Source organism: Streptomyces sp. NPDC006463, from assembly GCF_042870715.1.
GTDB lineage: Bacteria > Actinomycetota > Actinomycetes > Streptomycetales > Streptomycetaceae > Streptomyces.
Window position 1 is genome coordinate 266,944 of record NZ_JBIAHP010000011.1, and the last position, 21,346, is coordinate 288,289.

A 21,346-nucleotide genomic window follows, 5' to 3' on the forward strand; every position below is an offset into this window, starting at 1 on the left:
CACCGGGTGAACAACTACTGGACCCGGCAGCGGCGTTCATGCCGGGTCGGCGGCAACACATGCCGGTGCGGCATGAGCCCGGGGCGTGCCGTACGGCGGCCCGCGCGCCGGGGCCGGCCCCGCCCGGCGGGAAACACCGCAGGCCAGCGGCGTGGGAGGCGCGTTCGGCGGGTCGGGCCGGGGCACGTTCCGAGCGCGCCGCGCGCCCGGCGAGAGCGAAACGACGTACTCCGCATGCCTGTTGACAGTGCACGGCGGTCCCCGCACGATGCATCCCGGCGTGGGGCCGTTTGACCACTGTTCAATCCCAGCGCACCGGCGGCGGACCGCCCGCCGCCCGTGCGAACCGCCGTGAGCGCCGCCACAGACGCACCACCCGTACCGCGGGGCCCAACGCCCGCCGCACTCCCCCGGTTCTTCCGCCCTGTACTGCGCCCTGATCGCGCCATGTCACACAGCACTGGAAGAGGAGCGCCCGTGACCCCCCACCCCCCGCAGTCCGCCGCCACCCGCGATCTGGTCGTCGCGGTGAGCCCGTTCGAGGAGCCCCACCCGCGGATCGTGACCGCCGCCGAGCGCGCCGGGGCCCTCGGACTGCTCGACCTCGGCCGGGACGCGGACGCCGCCCGGCGCGCCCTCGCGGAACTGGCCCGCCGGCTCGGCGGCGGCCGCCGCCACGGGGTACGGGTACCCGCTGGCTGCCCGCTCGGGCCACAGGAGCTGCCGCCCGCGGTGGACACCGTGCTGCTCGCCGACCCGGCGTCGCACACCCCGGAGCGGGTGGCCGGCTGGGCGGCCGCTGCGGGCCGGCCCCGCGTGTGGGCCGAGGTCACCAGCCCGGCGGAGGCCGCGACCGCCGTGGCCGCCGGTGCGGCCGCCCTCGTCGCCAAGGGCCACGAGGCCGGGGGCCGGGTCGGCACGGCCACCACCTTCGTACTGCTCCAGCAGCTGCTCGCGGACCCCGCGGCCGGGGTCCCGGTACTGGCCCATGGCGGGATCGGGCCGCACACGGCGGCCGCGGCCGTCGCAGGCGGGGCAGCCGGGGTCCTGCTCGACGTACAGCTCGCCCTGACGGCCGAGGGCGAGGCGGGCCTGCCCGCCGAAGTGGCCTCGGCGCTGCGGGTGATGGACGGTTCCGAGACACGGCTGACGGACGGGCACCGGGTGTTCGCGCGTCCGGACCTGACCCCGCCCGAGGGGCCGGTGCCCGCTCTGCTGGGCGCCCGGGACCTGCGGGCGCAGCTGCTGCCGGTCGGGCAGGACGGCGCCTCGGCCGCCCGGCTGGCCGCGCGCCACCGGACCACGGGCGGGGTGCTCCAGGCCGTACGGGCGGCCGTCGCCGGGCACCTTGAGGCCGCCGTACGGGCCCGGCCGCTCGGGCGGACTCCGGGGCGGCCGCTGCCCGTCGCCCAGGGCCCCATGACCCGGGTGAGCGACCATGCGGCCTTCGCCGAGGCGGTGGCCGCCGCGGGCGGGGTCCCGTACCTGGCGCTCGCCGTGATGGAGGGCCCGGACGTACGCCGGCTGCTGGCCGAGAGCGCCGAGCGGCTCGGGGAACGCCCCTGGGGCGTGGGCCTGCTCGGCTTCGCCCCAGCCGCGCTGCGGGGCGAGCAGCTGGCGGCCGTGGCCGAGGCCCGCCCGCCGTACGCGATCATCGCGGGCGGCACCCCGGCGCAGGCCGCGCCACTGGAGGCGGCCGGGATCCGCACCCATCTGCACGTGCCGTCACCGGGGCTGCTGGAGCGGTATCTCGCCGAGGGGGCACGCCGGTTCGTCTTCGAGGGGCTGGAGTGCGGCGGACACGTCGGGCCGCGCGCCTCGTTCCCCCTGTGGGAGGAACAGATCGAACGGCTGCTGTCGTGCCCCGAACCCGAAGCTCTGGACGTGCTGTTCGCGGGCGGGATCCACGACGGGCGCTCCGCCGCCATGGCGGCGGCGGCCGCGGCCCCGCTGGCCGAGCGGGGCGCCCGGATCGGGGTACTGATGGGCACCGCCTACCTGTTCACCGAGGAAGCCGTGGCGGCGGGCGCGGTACTGCCCGGCTTCCAGCGGGCCGCGGTGGAGTGCGCGGACACCGTGCTGCTGCACACCGCGCCCGGACATGCCACCCGCTGCGCGCCCACCCCGTACGCCGAGAGCTTCGAAGCGACCCGGCGGCGGCTCACCGAGAGCGGCGCCGAGCCGCGCGAGATGTGGGAGGAGCTGGAACGGCTCAACCTGGGGCGGCTGCGGATCGCCAGCAAGGGCCTGCGGCGGGCGGCCGACGGGGCCGCCCTGGAGCCTGTGGACGCGGAGCAGCAGTACGCCGAGGGGCTGTTCATGCTGGGCCAGGCCGCCGTGCTCCGCTCCGGGACCACGACCGTCGCCGCGCTGCACGCGCAGGTCACCGAGGGTGCCACCGCCCTGCTGGAACGCCGGGCCGAGGACTTCGCGACGACGGGGGCCGAGGCGGCGGCCCCGGCGGCCGACCCGCTCGACATCGCCATCGTCGGAATGGCCTGCGCCTACCCCGGCGCGCCCGACCTCGCCGCCTACTGGGCGCGGATCCTGGCGGGCGCGGACGCGGTGACGGAGGTGCCGGCCGAACGCTGGGACCCGGAGCTGTATTACGACGCCGACCCGGCCCGGGCCGGCGAGCGCACCCCCTCCCGCTGGGGCGGCTTCCTCGGCCCGGTGCCCTTCGACGCCCTCGCGCACGGCATCCCGCCCGCCTCCCTGGCCGGGATCGAACCGGTCCAGCTGCTGGCACTGGAGATCTCCGCGCGAGCCCTCGGGGACGCGGGCTACGGCAAGGACCGGGAGTTCGACCGCGCCAGGACCTCGGTGGTCTTCGGCGCGGAGGCCGGTACCGAACTGGCGGGCGCGTACGGGCTGCGCGCGCTGCTCCCGTCCTACCTGGGCGACCTCCCTCCCGCCCTGGACGACCAACTGCCGCGCCTCACCGAGGACTCCTTCCCCGGCATCCTCGCCAACGTCATCGCGGGCCGGGTCGCCAACCGGCTCGACCTCGGCGGAGCGAACTGCACCGTCGACGCCGCCTGCGCGTCCTCCCTCGCCGCCCTGGACCTGGCCTGCCGCCAACTCCGCGACGGGGACAGCGACATGGTCGTCTGCGGAGGCGCCGACGTGCACAACGGCATCAACGACTACCTGATGTTCGCCTCCGTCCGCGCCCTGTCTCCCGGCGGCCGCTGCCGGCCCTTCGACGCGGCGGCCGACGGGATCGCGCTCGGCGAGGGCGTGGGTGCGCTGGTGCTGAAGCGGCTCGCGGACGCGGAGCGGGACGGCGACCGGGTGTACGCCGTGGTCAAGGCGGTCGGCGCGGCCAGCGACGGCCGGTCGCTCGGTCTGACCGCGCCCCGGCGGGAAGGGCAGCGGCGGGCACTGGAGCGGGCCTACGCACGCGCCGGTGTCTCCCCGGGCGAGGTGGGCCTGGTCGAGGCGCATGGCACCGGGACGGTGGTCGGCGACAGCACAGAACTGGCCGTCCTGAGCGAGCTGTTCACGGCCGCGGGCGCCGCTGCCGGCTCGTGCGCGCTGGGCTCCGTGAAATCGCAGCTCGGCCACACCAAATGCGCGGCGGGACTCGCCGGGCTCATCAAGGCGGCCCGGGCGGTCCACGCGGGCGTGCGGCCGCCGACCCTGCACGTCGAATCGCCGAACCCGGCCTGGCGGGGGCAGACCAGCCCGTTCTCCTTCGATGCCGAGGCCCGGCCCTGGGCGGTGCCCCCGGAGCGGCGGATCGCCGGGGTGAGCGCCTTCGGCTTCGGCGGTACGAACTACCATGCGGTGCTGACCGGTTACGGGGGCTGCGAGGAGCCCCGCCACGGCCTGGAGGAATGGCCGGCCGAGCTGTTCTGCTTCCGCGGCGAGGACCGGCGGGCGGCCGGCCGGGCGATGGCGCGGCTCGCGGCCCGGCTGGAGGAGAACGACGCGGCCGGGCGGCCGTGGGCCCTGCGCGACCTCGCGGCGGAAGCGGCCTCCGGCTCCGGGACCGGGACCGTCCACGTCGCCGTCGTCGCCGCCGGTCTGGACGAACTGGCGGCCCGGCTGGAGCAGGCGCGGGCCTTCACCCCCGGCGCGGGGGTCCACGTACGCGAGGAGGCGGCGGACCCGGGCCGCGTGGCGTTCCTGTTCCCGGGGCAGGGCAGCCAGCGGACGGGAATGCTGGGCGAGCTGTTCATGGCGTTCCCCGCCCTGCGCGCCCTCCTGGACGCGGCGCCCCCGCCGGTGGTCTCGGCGGTGTTCCCGCCCGCGGCGTTCACCGCCGAGGAGCGGGCCGCGCAGCGGGCGGCGGTCACCGACACCCGGGTGGCCCAGCCCGCCCTCGGACTGGCGGGGGCTGCGGCACACCTGCTGCTGGCCGAGCTCGGCGTACGGCCGGACGACGTGGCCGGGCACTCGTACGGGGAGCTCACCGCGCTGTGGGCGGCGGGGGTCTACGACACGGCGGGCCTGCTGCGGCTGAGTGCGCGCCGGGCCGAGGCGATCGTGGCCGCCGCCGGGGAGGATCCGGGGGCGATGGCGGCGGTGTCGGCCGCGCCGGAGCAGGTACGGGAGATCGCCGCGCGCGCCGGGTGCGTGGTGGCGAACCACAACGCCCCCCGGCAGTGCGTGATATCGGGCCCGACCACGGCCGTTGCCGCCGCGGTGTCGGCGCTGCGCGAGGCGGGCCTGTCGGCCGAGCCGCTGGCCGTGGCGTGCGCGTTCCACAGCGAGGTCGTGGCGGGGGCCACGGCCGCCCTCGCGGCGGAACTGGCGGCGACGGTGGTGTCCGCCCCGCGTGTCCCCGTCTGGTCGAACACGACGGCCGGCCCGTATCCGGCCTCCGCCCAGGAGGTACGGGGCCTTGCCGCACGCCAGCTCGCGGAGCCGGTCCGCTTCGTGGAGCAGGTGGAGGCCATGTACGCGGCCGGTGTGCGGACCTTCGTGGAGGCGGGGCCGGGCCGGGTCCTGTCAGGTCTGACCGGCCGGATCCTGCGCGACCGCCCGCACACGGTCGTCCCGCTGGACGTGCCGGGCGAACACGGCCTGGTCCGACTGGTCACGGCGCTGGCGGAACTGGCGGCGGCCGGCGTGCCGGTGGCGCCGGAGGCGCTGTTCCGCGGCCGGACCTCCGTCCTGCCGGACCGGGCGCCGCGACGTCCGGGCTGGCTGGTGGACGGCCACTTGGTGCGCACCGCCGACGGCGTCCCGGTGGCCGGCGGCCTCCGGCCGGCCCGCCGACTGCCTCCGGCGGTGGCTGCGGATCGGGCCTCTGCTTCGGCCGCCGGTGCCGGTGCCGGTTCACGTCCGGATCCGGTTCCGGCGGCCGACCGGCGTGAGGAGGCGGTACTGGAGTACCTCCGCGGCACCCGCGAACTGGTCCAGGCGCAGCGGGACGTCCTGCTGGGCTACCTGGGCGCGGGGGCGCCCGCGGTGACGCGGACCCCGGACCCCGGGTGGGCTCCGGCCGAGGCGTACGACCGGTCCCGGTCGGGCGCCGCGCCGGACCCGGTCACGGCCGAGGCACCCGGCGGTTCCCGGGCGGCCGGCCCGCAGCCGGCGGCCGGGCCCACCGTCGCGACCCCCTCCGCCGAAGAGGTCATGGACACCGTCCTGGAGATCGTGCACACGCGGACGGGTTACCCCCGGGACATGCTCGACCCCGGGCTGGATCTGGAGGCGGACCTGTCCATCGACTCCATCAAGCGGGTCGAGATCATCGGCGCCCTGGCCGACCGGATCGGCCTGCCGCAGGACCCGGGCGGCTCCGCCGAGTCCGCGGTAGAGGAGCTGTCCCGGATCAAGACCCTGCGCGGGATCGTGGACTGGGTCACCTCCCACGCACCCACCGGGCCGTCCACCGACCCCGGCCCTGAACCCAGCCCCGAACCCGGACCCGGCCCGGTGCCGGCCCTGCCCGACCCGGCGGCCCCGGCCCCCGACAGCCAGCTCCGTCGGCTCCGTGTGGACCTGGTCTCCGTACCCGCGGCGGCCGGAGACCCGCGGGCCCTGCACGGACTGCGGATCGGGGTCGTCGAGGACGGCCAGGGCGTCGCGCTCGCCCTGGGCGCGGCCTTGGGCACGCTCGGCGCCGAGGTGAAGGTCGTGTCCGAGGCCGAGGCCGGGTTCGACGGCATCGTGGACCTGTCCGCGTTGCGCCCGGGGGCCGAGCCCCTGCTCCCCGCGGCCTTCCCGGGACTGCGGAACGCCCTGACCGGCGGGGTCCGCAGGCTGCTCCTCGTCACCGCGCCCGGCACCCCCGGGGCCGGTCTGCACGGCTTCGCCCGCAGCGCGGCCCTGGAATTCCCCGGCACGCTGATCCGCGCGGTCGGCATCCACCCGGGGGAGGACCCTGAGCGGATCGCGGCGCAGCTCCTCGCCGAGCTGAGCTGCCCCCCGGCCGACGGCCCCGCCTCCGTCGGGTACACCGCCGAGGGAACCCGGGTCGCCCTCGGCGCGGTGTCCGCGCCGCTCGCCCCGGCATCCGCGGACGGGCCGGACGGGCCGGAAGGGCCGGAAGGGCCGCCCCTCGGACCCGGATCCGTGGTCCTGCTCACGGGCGGGGCCCGCGGGATCACCGCCCGGACCGCCCTGGCCCTGGCCCGCGCCACCGGCTGCCACGTCGAGCTGGTCGGCCGTACGCCCGAACCGGGCCCCGGAGGCGACGAGTTCGCCCAGGCGCGGGACCGGGTGGCACTGCGCGCCGCGCTGATCGCCACGGGACTCCGTACGCCCGCCGAGATCGAGGCGGCGGCCTCGCGGATCCTCGCCGAGCGCGAGGTACGGGCCACGCTGGCCGCCCTGGCCACGGCGGCGGCCTCCGTCCGCTACCACTGCGCCGACGTCACCGATGCGCGCGCCGTGCAGGCCGTCGTGGCCGATGTGCGCGCCCGGCACGGCCGGCTGGACGGCATCGTGCACGGCGCCGGTGTCCTGCGCGACGGGCTGCTGCGCGACAAGCAACCGGCCGACTTCGCCGAGGTGTTCACCACCAAGGTGGACGGAGCCCGCCACCTGGCCGCCGCGGCGGCCGAGCACGGTACGGCCCCCGCGCCCCGGTTCCTGGCCCTGTTCGGCAGTGTCGCCGGGGTGTACGGCAACCGCGGCCAGTGCGACTACGCCGCGGCCAACGACGCCCTCGACGTCCTGGCGCACACCTGGGCGGAGTCCTTTCCGGGCCGGGTGCTGGCCGTGGACTGGGGCCCCTGGGCGGCGGAGGCGGGCGGGATGGTCACGCCCGAGCTGGAGCGTGCGTACGCCCGGCGCGGCATCCCGCTGATCGGTCCCGGGGCGGGCACCGCCGCGTTCCTCGCCGAACTCTCGTACGGGACCGACGTACAGGTGGTCCTGATGGCTCAGGAGGGCCGCGGCGATGAGTGAGCGGCGGCGCGGCCCGCGGCCCACGGACACGGCGATCGTCGGGATGGGCGCGGTGTTCCCCGGGGCCGCCGACCTGGCCGCCTACCGGCGCAATCTGCTCGCCGGTACGGACTCGATCGGCGACGTCCCGCCGGGGCGCTGGGATCCCGAGGTGTACTACGACCCCGACGGCGCCACCGGCCCGGTGTCCGGCGACCGGTTCTACTGCCGGCGCGGCGGGTTCGTCGACGGCCTCGCCGCCTTCGACCCGACCCGCTTCGGGATCATGCCTGCCGCCGTGGAGGGGGCCGAGCCGGACCAGATGCTGGCCCTGCACGCGACGGCCGAGGCCATCGCGGACGCGGGCGGCGAGGACCGGCTGCCGGCGGACCGCTCACGGATCGGGGTGGTGCTGGGGCGCGGCGGGTTCATGGGGGTGGCCACCGCCCGGCTGGACCAACGGGTCCGTACGGCACACCAGTTGGCTCAGACACTGCGGGAGCTCGCGCCGGAGCTCGGGGAGCGGCGGATCGCGGCGGTGCGCTCCGCCTTCCAGGACGCGCTCGGGCCGGAGCGGCCGGACGCGTCGATCGGCCTGGTGCCGAGCTTCACCGCCGCCCGGACCGCGAACCGGCTGGACTTCCGCGGCCCCGCCTACACCCTGGACGCGGCCTGCGCCTCCTCGCTGCTCGCGGTGGACCAGGCCGTGGCGCTGCTGGCGGGCGGCCGCTGCGACGCGGTGGTCGCGGGCGCCGTGCACCACTGCCACATCGCCACGCTGTGGAGCGTGTTCACTCAACTGCGGGCGCTGAGCCCCAGCGAGCGGATCCGGCCCTTCGACCGGAGGGCCGACGGGACCCTGCTCTCCGAGGGCACCGGGGTGGTGCTGCTGAAGCGGCTGGCGGACGCGGAGCGGGACGGCGACCGCGTCTACGCGGTGATCCGCGGCACGGGTGTGGCCGGAGACGGCCGGGCGGCGAGCCTGATGAGCCCCCTGGTCGCGGGCCAGGTACGGGCACTGGAGCGGGCCTGGCGGGAGGCCGGCCTGGATCCCCGGGCGCCGGGCGCGCTGGGGCTGCTGGAGGCCCACGGCACCGGGACGCCCGTGGGGGACGTGGCCGAACTCGACACCCTGGCCCAGGTGTTCGGACCACCGGAGGGTTCCGGGCCGGGGGTCGGCTTCGGCTCGGTCAAGTCGATGCTCGGGCACGCCATGCAGGCCTCCGGCATGGCCGGGCTGATCAAGGCCGCGCTGGCGGTGTACGAGGGGGTGCTGCCGCCGACGCTGCACCTGGAGGATCCGCACCCGGACCTGGCCCGGACCCGGATGCGGCCGGTGACGGCGGCGGAGCCGTGGGAGCGGGGTCCGGAGCCCCTCCGGGCGGGGGTCAACGCCTTCGGCTTCGGCGGGATCAACGCGCACGTGGTGCTGGAGGAGGCTCCGGCGGCCGCGCGCCCGGCGGCTCCGGCCCGCCGCTTCCTGCCGCTGGGCGGCGCGGCCGCGCCGGTGGGGGCGGCCGCGCGGGGCGACGTACTCCTGCTGGGCGCGGACGGTCCTGCGGAGCTGTCGGCCCGGCTGGCGGCGGGCTCGCCGGTGTCCGGCGGCGACGGGCCCTGCCGGCTCGCGGTGTTCGGGCCCACGCCCCAGCGGCTCGCGCTGGCCGCGAAGGTGGTGGCGCGCGGCCGGGCCTGGCGGGGTCGGGGGGACGTGTGGTTCACACCGGAGCCGCTGGGCGGCCGGGTGGCCTTCCTGTTCCCGGGCCTGGAGCCGGAGTTCGCCCCCGTGGTGGACGATGTCGCGGACCGGCTCGGGACGGCGCGGCCCCGGCTCACGCGGGGCACGTCCCTGGTGGAGCGGGCCCTCGACGCGATCGCGACGGGCCGTTTCTTCGCCCGGATCATGCCCGCGCTCGGTGTCGAGGCCGATGTGCTGGCGGGCCACAGCCTGGGCGAGTGGGCGGCGATGGTGGCCGCCGGGATGTATCCGCAGGAAGCCGCCGACACCTTCCTGGACGGGCTCCGGCCGTCGGACCTGCTGGTGCCCGATCTCGTGTACGCGGCGCTGGGTTGCGGTGCGCACCGGGCGGAGGCGGCACTGCACGGCCTGGACCGGGTGGTGGTCAGCCATGACAACTGCCCCCACCAGTCGGTGATATGCGGGGAACCGGACCAAGTGGCCGCCGCGGTCGACCGGTTGCGCGGCGACGGGGTGCTCGGCCAGGAGCTCCCGTTCCGTTCGGGCTTCCACACCCCGATGTGGGAGCCGTACCTGGGCCAGGTCCGCGCCGCCTTCGGCCGGCTGCCGCTGCGGCCCGCAGCCCTCCCCGTGTGGTCGGCCACCACGTGCGCGCCGTTCCCCGCCGAGCCGCGGGACGTGCGGGACCTGGTCGTCCGCCACCTCCTGGAGCCGGTCCGCTTCCGCGAGCTGACGCTGCGGCTGTACGAGGAGGAGGGCGTGCGCGGCTTCGTCACCCTGGGCCCGGGCAGCCTGCCGGGCTTCGTGGAGGACACCCTGCGCGAGCGTCCCCACCTCTCGGTGTCCACCTCCTCCCCCCGGCTTCCGGGTCTCGCGGCGCTGGAGCGTGCCTGCGCCGCGCTCTGGGCCGAGGGGCACGAGCCGCGCTGGGACCTGCTGTCCGTACCCGCGCCGGAGAAGACGGCCGAGCCGGTACGGCCCGCTCCGGCGCGGCGAGCCGTGCTGCTGGACCTCGGTTCGCCGCTGGTCCGCCTCGGCGGGACGGCGCGCACCGCGCTGGGCGGCGGCCTCCCGCCCACGGCCCCGGCCGCCCCGGCGCAGGTCCGGGCCGAGCCGTCCGTCCCCCGGCCGGTCCTGCTGTCCGCGCTGGACGCGGTCCTCGAAGACACCGGCGCGGCCGCCCGGAGCGTCGCCGAGGCCTGGTCGGCCGTACGCCCGCCGGACACGGTTCGGGCCACGGGACCGGCCGCGGGGCGGGCCACGGGACAGGCCTCGGGGAGTGACACCCTGCGCTGCTCGCTCGCCGCACTGCCCTACGTACGCGACCACTGCGTGTACCTCCAGCCGGACGGCTGGCCGCAGGAGTCCGACCGGTTCCCCGTCGTACCGATGACCACCATGCTGGAGCTGGCCGCCGAGGCCGCGCAGCGCCGCGCCGCGCCCGGCCTCGCCGTCATCGGCTACGAGGACGTGCGGGCGCTGCGCTGGCTCGCCGTCGAACCGGCCGTCGACGTCGAGGTCACCGTCCGCGGCGACGGGCCCGGCCGCTCGCGCGTCACCCTCGGGGAGTTCGCGTCGGTGGTCGTGCTGCTCGGTGAGCGGTACGGGCGGCCGCCCGCGCCCGACGCCACTCCCCTGCGCGACCCGGGGCCCGCCCCCGTCAGCGCCGAGGCGCTCTACCGTGACCGGTGGATGTTCCACGGCCCGCGTTTCGCAGGGGTGCACGAGGTACGGACCGTCGCCTCGGACGGCATCGAGGGCGTGCTGCGGGCGCTCCCCGACCCGGGGGCGCTGCTCGACGCCGCGGGTCAGCTGTTCGGTCACTGGATGCAGCTGCGCCTGCCGGTGGACCGGCTGGTGTTCCCGGCGACGGTGGACCGCGTCCGCTTCTGCGGTCCCCCGCCCGCCCCCGGGGAGCTGGTCGCCGCCACGGCCCGGATCCGGGAGGTACGGGACGTCACGGTGCGCGGTGACCTCGAACTGCGCCGTGCCACGGGCGAGGTGTGGGCCCTGATCGAGGGATGGACGTACCGCCGGTTCGGCGCCGACGAGCGGGTGTGGCCGATGAAGTTCACCCCGGAGGTGTGCGGCATCGGCGAGCCCCGGCCCGAGGGCTGGTGCCTGGCCCGCCGCCGCTGGACCGACCCGGCCTCGCAGGAGCTGGTGATGCGCCGCTACCTCGGCGCCGCCGAGCGGGCGGCGTACGAGCGGCTGTCACCGCGGGCCCGGGCGCCCTGGCTGCTGGGCCGGATCGCCGCCAAGGACGCGCTGCGCGGACTGCTGTGGGAGGCCGGGGCCGGGCCGGTGTTCCCGGTGGAGGTGCCGGTCGGGAACGATCCCGCGGGCCGGCCACTGGCCGAGGGTCCGCTCACCCGCGGCTTCCGGCTGTCGATCGCCCACAAGGAGCGGATCGCGGTCGCCCTCGCCCACCCCCGCGACGCGGTCGGCATCGACGTGGAGCCCGTGACCGCCGACCCGGACGCGCTGGTCCGGATCGCTCTGCGACCGGAGGAACTCCGCCTCGCCGAGCGGCTGGCCGACTGGGAGGGCACCGGACTGCCGGCTGCGCTCACCGCCCTGTGGTGCGCGAAGGAGGCCGCGGCGAAGGCGGCGGGCAGCGGGCTCGGCGGCCGGCCGCGGGACTGGCGGGTGGCAGGTGAGCCGGATTCCGGCGCGCTGCTCGTGCGCTCCCCCGACGGTCACCCGTACCCGGTCCGTACGACCCGTGTCCCCGCCGACCGGCCCGCCCCTGACCTGCCCGCCCCGGGCCGGCCCGCCCCCGGACCGCCCGACCACGTCGTCGCCTGGACCGCCCACGGCACGGCGCCGTCCCCCGCCCCCTTCCACCTCACGGAGACCCGTCATGGCACCTGACATCCTCGCCGAGATCACCGGAATGCTCGTGGAGATCGTCGGCGACGAATACCTGCTCGCGGAGGAGGTCACGATGAGGACGACGTTCAACGAGGACCTCGCCCTGGAAAGCATCGAGTTCGTCGCCCTCGCCGAGCTGCTCCATCACCGCTACGGCGCCGAGGTGGACCTGATGGGCTTCCTGGCGGAGAAGGACATGGACGCCATCCTGGCCATGTCGGTCGGTGAACTCGTCACCCACATCGGCCGGATCACGCACGCTTCGCTCGCCCGCACGGCAGCCGCCCCGGCCGCCTCGGCCGCCCCCACCGGCTGAGCCCGCCATGGCCGTCGTCTCCGCCAACTCCCTGGAATTCCACGTCCAGCGGCTCCCGGCCACCGCCGGGGCCGCCCGTCCCGACCGGCCCGTGGTCGTCTTCCTTCACGGCCTGGTCGTCGACAACCTGTCCTCCTTCTACTGTCCTCTGGCCGTGCCCGTGGCCCGGTCCGGCCACGAGGCCGTCCTCTACGACCTGCGCGGCCACGGCCGTACCGAGCGGCCCGCGAGCGGTTACGACAGCCGCACCGCCGTACGGGACCTCTTCGCGCTGCTCGGCGCGCTGGACCTCGGGCACCGCCCGGTGCACCTGGTCGGCAACAGCTACGGCGGGACCCTGGCGGTGCACGCCGCCCTGGCCCGGCCCGACCTCGTCGCCGGTCTCACGCTCCTCGAACCCCCGCTCGGCGGAGCCTGGGTGGAGAACATGGTGGACACTCTTTCGGCGGCCGCGCTCAGTCTGGAGGACAGCCCGGTACCGGCGGAGCTGCTCACCCTGCGCCTGCGCAAGGCCGCCCATCTCACGGCCATCGCCGACGACCTGCTCAACCGCACCACGCTCATCGACGACATCGCCGCCGGCCGCACCTTCACCCCGGCCGACTACGCGCGGCTGCGCTGCTCGGTGCTGGTCGTGTGCGGCGAGCACTCCGAACTGGTGCCGGGCGCCCGGGAACTGGTCCGCCACGCGCCGGACGGCGCGCTGCGGATCCTGCCGGACCTGGGCCACGACGTCCTCAAGGAGAGCAGCGGGGCCCTGCGGGAGGCCGTGCTCGCCCATCTCGACGCGACGGCCGCGACGGCCGCGGCGGCTGCCGTGGCGGCGGGGCCGCGGGCGGGAGCGCTGGTCCCATGAGGGTGCTCTTCACGGTGCCGCCGCTGGCCGGGCACGTCAATCCGACCGTGGCCGTCGGGGCCGAACTGGCCGCGCGGGGGCACGAGGTCGCCTGGACGGGACCGGCTGCGGCGCTGGCCCGGCTGCTGCCCCCGTCGGCCCGGATCCTGCCCGCCGGCGAGGAGGCGGGCGGCGGCTACGCGACGCTGCACGAGCGCTGGCGCGACCTGCGCGGGGTCGGGGCGCTGCGGTTCCTGTGGGAGGAGGCGCTGGTGCCGCTGGCCCGGGCGATGGTCCCGGGGGTGACCCTGGCCGTCCACGACTTCGCACCCGACCTGCTGGTCGCCGACCAGCAGGCCCTGGCCGGGCCGCTGGTGGCCCGGCGGCTCGGCCTCCCGTGGGCGACGTCCGCCAGCACCTCGGCCGAACTCACCCGGCCCTTCGCGGACTTCCCGAAGGTCGGGGAGTGGGTGGCCGGGCAGATCTCCGGACTCCTCGCGGAGTTCGGGTCACGGCCGCCGGACTGGGATCCGCGGTTCTCGGACCGGCTCGTGCTGGTCTTCTCCACTCCCGAACTCGTCGGAGTGCGGGACGGCTTCCCGCCGCACCACGCCTTCGTCGGTCCCGCCTTCGGGGCCCGGCCGCCCGCGCCGGGGTTTCCCTGGCAGCGCCTGGATCCGGCCCGGCGGCGGGTGCTGGTGTCGCTGGGCACGCTCAACCAGGAGGCCGGCGGCAGGTTCTACGCGGCGGTACTGGGCGCGGCAGAACGCCTCGCCGAGGAGGTGCAGCTGGTACTGGCGGCACCGGCCGCGCTGGTCGGGTCCGTACCGGGGCACGTCCTGCTGCAGGAGAGCGTCCCGCAGCTGGAACTCTTGCCGCACCTGGACGCGGTGGTCTGCCACGGCGGCCACAACACCGTCTGCGAGGCCCTCGCGTACGGGCTGCCGCTGGTGGTCGCGCCGATCCGGGACGACCAGCCGATCGTGGCCCGGCAGGTCGTGGAGGCCGGGGCCGGGGTGCGCGTGCGGTTCGGCAGGACCCGGGCCGAGGAACTGCGTGACGCGATCACGGCCGTGCTGGACGATCCCGGCCACCGCCGGTCCGCCCGGCGGATCCAGGCCTCATTCGCCGCGGCGGGCGGAGCCGCCGCCGCGGCCGACCGGTTGGAGAAGCTGCTATGACGCCACTCCCGATCACCCGGGTCCGGTGGACCTCCGCCGTCGTGCTGGCCGCGCTCGGCGCCGGCACCGTACGGGCCGGCCGCCGGCTGCGGGCGATCCCGGTGCTGCCCGCGGTCCCGTCCGCCGCGACCACGGTGCCGCGGGCCGCCGGGTGGCGGCTGCTCACCGCCCAAGGGGTCGAACCCGACGCGGTCACCTTCCTCGCCGCCTGCGCGCACGCCGACCGGGAGGGGCTGCGGGTACTGGACCTGCTCCCGGCGGACCTGGCCACCGAGCGGGCCCTGGGGCTGCTGCGTCTGGTCGACCCCGGCCGCTACCGCGACGACCGGCTCGGTGAGGGGCGCGGCGCCGGTTTCGCCGTACTGGTCGCCGAGGAGGTGCTCGAACGGGCCGGGGTCGAACCGGGCGGCCCGCGCCCCGGGCCGGAGGAACTCCTCGCGCTCACCCGCCGTTTGAAGGAGTACGCCGCCGGGGCCACGGGCCTGGCCATCGCCCCCGCGCTGAGCTGCGGACCGCGGACCGAGGCGACCGGGCCCGCCCGGGCCGCCGAGCTGCGCGCCCAGGGGCTGCCGCCGGGGGCACTAGCCGCTGCCCAGCTCTCCGGTCTGGCCCTGCTGGCGGGCGTCGCCCTGCGCCAGGGCCGGTGGGGCGCCGCCGCGGCCGGGCTGTACTGGCTCCAGCCGTACCTCGCCCTCGGCGGGCCCGGCTCCCCGCTGCGCCCCGCCGACCTGGCCGGGGCCACCGCCGCCCGGCCGCTGCGCTCGCTCGGCGCCGCCCTGCGTACGGCCGCGGCGGTCGCCCGTACCCCGGCCGGCCGCGCGGGCGGCGGGGACGGGAGTGACGGCGCGGGCGACGAGGCCGCCCGGGCGGAGGCCTACCGCGAGGACCTGGCCGCGGGCCCCGGGCGCTTCCTCGAACCGCGCCGCGCGGACTGCCCGTGGTGCGGCTCCCTCCGGCTCACCGTCCGGGTCCGGGTGCCCGACCTGCTCCAGGGCAAGCCCGGCCGGTTCACCCTGGAGCAGTGCGGGGGCTGCGGGCACGTCTTCCAGAATCCCCGGCTGAGCCCGCAGGGGCTGGAGTTCTACTACCGCGACTTCTACGACGGGCGCGGCGGCGAGGGAGCGGGCACGGTCTTCGGCCGGCTCGGCCCCGCCTACCGGGCACGCGCCCGGATGCTCCTCCCGCACACGGAGCCCTCGTCCTGGCTCGACGTGGGCACCGGGCACGGCCACTTCTGCAACGCGGCGCGGGCCGTCTGGCCGCGGACCCGGTTCGACGGACTCGACATGGGCGACGGTGTGCGTGCGGCCGAGCGCCGCGGCTGGGTGGAGACCGGCTACCAGGGTCAGTTCCCCGAGTTCGCCTCGAAGCTGGCGGGCCAGTACGAGGTGGTCAGCATGTACCACTACCTGGAGCACACCCGGGAGCCGCTGGCCGAACTGGACGCGGCGGCCGCCGTCCTCGCCCCCGGCGGGTTCCTGACCATCGAGGTTCCCGACCCGGAGTCGCGCATGGCCCGGCTGCTCGGCCCGGCGTGGCTGCCCTGGTTCCAGCCGCAGCACCAGCACCTGGTGCCCGCCACGAACCTGCGCGAGGCGCTGGCCGACCGGGGATTCACCGTCCTCGCCGAGGAGCACGGCCCGGCCCACCAGGGCAACGACTTCTTCGGCGCGGTGGCCCTCACCGTGACGCGGCTGGCCCCGGACCCGGACCGGCCGTGGGGCCCGCCGGCCACGCCCCGTGCCCGGGCCCTCGCGCACACCGTACGGGCGGCCGCGTTGCCGTGCTTCGCCGGCGCGGCGGTGCTGGACGCCCTGCGCACGGCGGCCGCCCGTGCCACGGACGGCGGCAACGCCTACCGGATCCTGGCCCGCAAGGAGCTCCGGTGACGGCCGCCGCGGGCGACCTGGCCCGCCGGGCCACCGCCGATCCGCTCTTCCGCCTCGTCGCCTACGCCCTGGAGGCCGCGCACGGCCGGCCCCCGGCCGCCGTGTGGAGTGCCCCGTACGCCTTTCACCTGGGCTCCCCCGGACTGGTCGCGGCGGCGAGCTGGCCCACGGCCGCCGCCGCGGCTCCGCGCACCGACGGCATGGTGCGTCTCAGCTCGCTGGGCCACCCCGCGGACGGCTGCGATCTGCCGCTGACGCTGTCCGGGCCGCCGCCCGCGGCGCCCGCATGGGCGGTCCGGCCGTACGCCGTGCTGCGGGCGCTGGCCGGGGCCGGTTACGGCCGCGGCGGCACCGACCTGCACGTGCAGGGCTCGCTCACGGCGGCCGCCGGGCTGGCCACGGCGGAGCCCGCCGACTGCGCGCTGGCGCTCGCGGTGGCCGACGTACACACGGGGCCGGACGAACGGCCGGACCGCGCGCACCTGGTCCGGCTGCTGGCCGAGGCCCTTCCGGACGGGGACGACGCCCTGCGCCGGGCGGTGCTCTTCGCCCGGCCCGGCGAAGCCCTGCTGCTGGACGCCGGGTCCCGGGCGAGCCGGCGGTACGTCCCCTTCGACCCGGCCGTCTCGGGAGCGCGGCTGGTGCTCGTGGCGGTGCGCGGCGACGACGGGGGCACGGACCCGGCGGCGGAGCTGGCGCGGGCCGTGGCCTGCGCCCGCCGGGCCGGGGCGCTGAGCGCCTGGCCGCCCGGACCGGAGCCGGGGCGCAGTGTGCTGGTGCTGCTGCCCGAGGCCCGGCTGACGGCGGTACGGGCCGCGGTCGCGCACGAGTTCCGCGACCGCGGGCGGCCCGTACCGCGGTTCCTGAACATCGCCGTGGCCGGTGCGGCCCGGCGCGAGGAGTGACACCACCCACGAGGAGGAACCACCCATGCCCCTTCCGTCACCCAAGGCCCGCCCCAGACGCGGGGCCCGCTGGTCCGCGCTCATGGCCGGAGTCGGCGCGCTCGGCCTGCTCGGCGCGTTCACCGTCGCCAACTCCCAGGCGGCGGAGAGCGGTTCCGTGACCGGGTCCGCGACCGGGTCGGCCGTCGCCGCGGCCGCGCTGCCCGCGTACGACCACGTGGTGGTCGTCGTGTACGAGAACAAGCAGTACGGCGAGATCATCGGCAGCGCGAACGCCCCGTACATCAACCAGTTGGCGAACGCGGGCGCGAGCCTGACCGGTATGAAGGCGCTGACCCACCCGAGCCAGCCCAACTACTTCAACCTCTTCTCCGGCTCCACGCAGGGCATCACGGGCGACGGCTGCTACACGCCGCAGTCGATGACGGCGGCGAACCTCGGACAGGAGCTGATCGCGGCCGGCAAGACCTTCGCGACGTACAACGAGGACCTGCCCGGCGAGGGGTCCACGGCCTGCACGAACGGCCAGTACGCGCAGAAGCACAACCCGTGGTTCGCCTTCAAGAACGTGCCGCTGAACACGGGGAAGACCTGGACGCAGTTCCCGCAGAACAACTTCGCGGCGCTGCCGGACCTGTCCTTCGTGGTACCCAACCAGTGCAACGACATGCACTCGTGCTCGGTCGGCACCGGCGACACCTGGACGAAGAACAACATCGACGCCTACGCCCAGTGGGCGAAGGCCAACAACAGCCTGCTGGTACTGACGTGGGACGAGGACAACTACCTCGGCTCGAACCAGATCGCCACCGTCTTCTACGGCGCGAACGTCAAGACGGGCAAGTACACCACCGCTTTCAACCACCACCACCTGCTGCGGACCTTCGAGGACCTCTTCGGCACGGCCACGCACGCGGGCAACGCGGCCAACGTCCAGCCGATCGGTGAGGTGTTCGGCGGATCCACCCCGACCCCGACGCCCACGCCCACTCCGACCCCGACACCCACCCCGACGCCGACACCAACCCCCACGCCGACGCCCACTCCCACCCCCGGTGACCTGAAGCTCGCCGATCCCGGCCCGCAGACCTGCAAGTTCAACCAGTCCTGCACCATCCAGCTCAGCGCCACCGGCGGCAAGTCCCCGATCCGCTACGCGGCCACCGGCCTGCCCTGGGGCCTGAGCGTCGACGCCGGCACCGGCCGGATCAGCGGCAAGCCGTGGGGCAGCGGCACGGTCCAGGTGACCGCCACCGCCACCGACTCCACGGGCGCCACCGTCACCGCCGCCTTCCCGCTCACCGTCAACTGGTTCTAGACGCCGAGGAGGCATCCGTGTACCTGTCGACCAGCCGGGCCGCGGACATCGCCGGGGAGGCTCCGGCCCGGCGCGGCCCCCTGCGGGCCGTCCCCGGCACGGTGTTCGCGCTCGGCATGGTCAGCCTGCTCACGGACGTCTCGGCGGAGATGGTCACCGCCGTCCTGCCGCTGTACCTGGTGGCCGGGCTCGGGATGTCCCCGCTCGCGTTCGGCGCCCTGGACGGGCTCTACCAGGGCGCCACCGCGCTGCTTCGCCTCGCGGGCGGCCGCGTCGCGGACCGCACCCGCCGCCGCAGACTCGTGGCGGGCCTCGGCTACGCGCTCTCCGCCGCGTGCAAAGCGGCCCTGCTCACCGTAGCCACCCCCTGGTCGGTGGCCGCGGTGCTCACCGCCGACCGGGCCGGCAAGGGCCTGCGTACCGCCCCGCGCGACGCGCTGATCTCGCTGTCCTGCCCGCCGGAGGCACAGGGCCGCGCCTTCGGCGTGCACCGCGCCCTCGACACGGCGGGCGCGCTGCTCGGGCCGCTGGCCGCGTTCGGGGTGCTGTGGGCCGTGGTGGACGGGTACGCGGCCGTGTTCACCGTGAGCTGCTGCGTCGCGGTACTGGGGGTGGTCGTGCTGGTCCTGTTCGTACGGGAGGCCCCCGCGCCGGCCGTCCGCACCCCGCTGCCGGGCGTGCGCACTCTCGTACGGATCGCCGGGCTGCGGCGGCTCTGCGCGAGCGCGGCCGCGCTCGGCCTGTTCACGGTCGGCGACGCCTTCCTCTATCTGCTGCTCCAGCGCCGACTCGACCTGCCGGCCGCGTACTTCCCGCTGCTGCCCGTCGGCACGGCGGCGGTGTTCCTGCTGACGGCGCTGCCCACGGGCCGCCTCGCCGACCGGCTCGGCCGCGGCCGGGTCTTCCTCGGCGGTCACGTGCCGCCGCTCGGGGCCTGCCTGCTGCTCCTGGCCCCCGTGCCGGCCGGTCCACCGCTCGTCGTCGGCGTCCTCGTACTCCTCGGCCTGTTCTACGCGGCCACCGACGGGGTGCTGATGGCCGCGGCCGGGCCGCTGCTCCCGGCCGAACTGCGCACCAGCGGGCTCGCGGTGCTCCAGACGGTGCAGGCGCTGGCGCGGTTCGCGGGCTCCCTGCTCTTCGGGGCGGCCTGGACGCTGTGGGGGCCGGGTCCGGCCCTCGGCGCGGCGGCCGGAGGGCTGCTGCTGTCCCTGGCGGCGGTTGCCGTGTCCGGCGGGCAGGGGAAGGGGCAAGCGCCGTAGGGTCGGGCCATGGCGGAGGAACAGCGCACGCTCGAAGGCAAGGTCGCCCTCGTGGCCGGGGCGACGCGGGGCGCGGGCCGCGGCATCGCGGTCCAGTTGGGCGCGCGGGGCGCGACCGTGTACGTATCGGGGCGCAGCACCCGGGGGAAGCGGTCGGAGTACGACCGGCCCGAGACGATCGAGGAGACCGCCGAGCTGGTGACGGCCGCGGGCGGGAGAGGGATCCCGGTGGTGGCCGACCACCTGGTGCCGTCCGAGGTCGAGGCCCTGGTCGGACGGATCGACGGCGAACAGGGCCGCCTCGACGTCCTGGTCAACGACATCTGGGGCGGCGAGCTGCTCTTCGAGTGGGACAGCACGGTGTGGGAGCACGATCTGGACAAGGGGCTGCGGCTGATGCGGCTGGCGGTGGAGACCCACGCCGTCACGAGCCACTTCGCGCTGCCGCTGCTGCTGCGCGAGCCGGGCGGGCTGGTCGTGGAGATGACGGACGGCACATCCGAGTACAACGCGAGCCGCTACCGGGTGTCGTTCTTCTACGACATCGCCAAGTCCTCGGTCCTGCGCATGGCGTTCGCGCTCGGGCACGAACTGGGCCCGCGCGGGGCGACGGCGGTGGCGTTGACGCCGGGCTGGCTGCGTTCGGAGATGATGCTCGACAACTTCGGTGTGGCGGAGGAGAACTGGCGGGACGCGCTGGCGACGGTCCCGCACTTCTGCATCTCCGAGACCCCGTCGTACGTGGGCCGCGCGGTCGCGGCGCTCGCCGCGGACCCGGACGTGGCGCGCTGGAACGGGCAGTCCCTCTCCAGCGGGCAGCTCGCCCGGGTCTACGGCTTCACGGATCTCGACGGCAGCCGTCCGGACGCGTGGCGGTACATGGTCGAGGTCCAGGACCCCGGCCGCCCGGCGAACGCCGCCGGCTACCGCTAGGAGGGCTTGGCCAGGTTCGGTCTTTGTTGCTGTACGGCATGCCGGACCAGCGCTGGTACTGACGCCGTCGCGGAAACCCGCCCGGCCCGCTCACCCCGCGCAGCCGGACCGCCCACCCACAGGCACCCCGACTGGAACAACGGAAATCCGTTTCGAGTGTTGCCCCGGCGCCCCTACTGTGGCGCGGTGATGACTCAAGTGATCGTTGTCAACGGTGGATCCAGTTCGGGCAAGTCCGGGATCGTTCGCTGCCTGCAGGCGGTCCTGCCGGATCCATGGCTGGCCCTCGGGACGGACACGCTGGTTGAAGCGATGCCGGCGTCCATGCAGGCGTCGGACGGGGGGATCGAGTTCGCTCCGGACGGAGAGGTGATCGTCGGTCCTGAGTTCCGGACGATGGAAGCGGCCTGGATCGCAGGGGTCGCCGCGATGGCCCGTGCGGGTGCCCGGGTCATCGTCGATGAGGTCTTCCTCGGCGGAGCGTACTCACAGCAGCGATGGCAGAAGGCCTTGGGTGAACTGGGGGTGCTGTGGGTCGGCGTCAGGTGTGACGCTGCGGTGGCCGCAGGCCGCGAGGTCGCACGAGGCGATCGGACCGTCGGGATGGCTGCGTCCCAGGCGGAAGTGGTCCACCAGGGCGTGACCTACGACCTGGAGGTGGACACCACACACGCGGAGGCGATGGAGTGCGCACGGACCATCGCCGCGCAGGTCAAGTGATCACTGGGGTCTTCCGTCTGACCATCCGACCGGCGTGAGTTCCGCGGGCGGATCGAGCTGCGGTGTGCCGCTTACG

The 21,346-nt window shown here is 76.1% G+C and carries 11 protein-coding genes; all 11 read left to right on the plus strand.

Translation table 11 applies throughout. The features are described from left to right. Window positions 1–477 precede the first annotated feature (477 nt). The 11 genes from ACFYOB_RS21960 (at window position 478) to cpt (ending at window position 21,270) form a co-directional block, all read left to right on the plus strand. Entirely contained in the window at window positions 478–7,365 is a 6,888-nt protein-coding gene (locus tag ACFYOB_RS21960; RefSeq protein ID WP_388561851.1) for an SDR family NAD(P)-dependent oxidoreductase, read from the plus strand. Further along, window positions 7,358–11,914: a beta-ketoacyl synthase N-terminal-like domain-containing protein gene (locus ACFYOB_RS21965; protein WP_388561853.1), complete on the plus strand. Its 4,557-nt coding sequence runs from the start codon at window positions 7,358–7,360 to the stop codon at window positions 11,912–11,914. Before ACFYOB_RS21960 ends, ACFYOB_RS21965 begins: the two co-directional genes overlap by 8 nt. After that, on the plus strand, window positions 11,904–12,230 hold the full coding sequence (locus ACFYOB_RS21970) for an acyl carrier protein (protein ID WP_388561855.1): 327 nt from the start codon (window positions 11,904–11,906) through the stop codon (window positions 12,228–12,230). Before ACFYOB_RS21965 ends, ACFYOB_RS21970 begins: the two co-directional genes overlap by 11 nt. Before the next feature lie 7 nt (window positions 12,231–12,237). After that, entirely contained in the window at window positions 12,238–13,086 is an 849-nt protein-coding gene (locus ACFYOB_RS21975) for an alpha/beta fold hydrolase (RefSeq protein ID WP_388561857.1), read from the plus strand. Beyond that, window positions 13,083–14,246, plus strand: a complete 1,164-nt coding sequence (locus ACFYOB_RS21980) for a glycosyltransferase (RefSeq protein WP_388561859.1) — start codon at window positions 13,083–13,085, stop codon at window positions 14,244–14,246. Before ACFYOB_RS21975 ends, ACFYOB_RS21980 begins: the two co-directional genes overlap by 4 nt. Then, window positions 14,243–16,135, plus strand: coding sequence for a methyltransferase domain-containing protein (locus ACFYOB_RS21985; RefSeq protein WP_388561861.1), 1,893 nt, complete (start codon window positions 14,243–14,245; stop codon window positions 16,133–16,135). The genes ACFYOB_RS21980 and ACFYOB_RS21985 overlap by 4 nt, the downstream gene beginning before the upstream one ends. Further along, the gene (locus tag ACFYOB_RS21990; RefSeq protein ID WP_388561863.1) at window positions 16,132–17,040 is read left to right on the plus strand and encodes a galactokinase; all 909 of its coding nucleotides are present in this window, start codon (window positions 16,132–16,134) and stop codon (window positions 17,038–17,040) included. Before ACFYOB_RS21985 ends, ACFYOB_RS21990 begins: the two co-directional genes overlap by 4 nt. Before the next feature lie 25 nt (window positions 17,041–17,065). After that, window positions 17,066–18,358, plus strand: coding sequence for an alkaline phosphatase family protein (locus ACFYOB_RS21995; RefSeq protein WP_388561865.1), 1,293 nt, complete (start codon window positions 17,066–17,068; stop codon window positions 18,356–18,358). A 17-nt stretch (window positions 18,359–18,375) separates the two neighbouring features. After that, window positions 18,376–19,617, plus strand: coding sequence for an MFS transporter (locus tag ACFYOB_RS22000; RefSeq protein ID WP_388561867.1), 1,242 nt, complete (start codon window positions 18,376–18,378; stop codon window positions 19,615–19,617). Between the two features lie 9 nt (window positions 19,618–19,626). After that, window positions 19,627–20,550, plus strand: a complete 924-nt coding sequence (locus tag ACFYOB_RS22005) for an SDR family oxidoreductase (protein ID WP_388561869.1) — start codon at window positions 19,627–19,629, stop codon at window positions 20,548–20,550. A 189-nt stretch (window positions 20,551–20,739) separates the two neighbouring features. After that, on the plus strand, window positions 20,740–21,270 hold the full coding sequence (gene cpt, locus ACFYOB_RS22010; RefSeq protein ID WP_388561982.1) for a chloramphenicol phosphotransferase CPT: 531 nt from the start codon (window positions 20,740–20,742) through the stop codon (window positions 21,268–21,270). Window positions 21,271–21,346 lie beyond the last annotated feature (76 nt).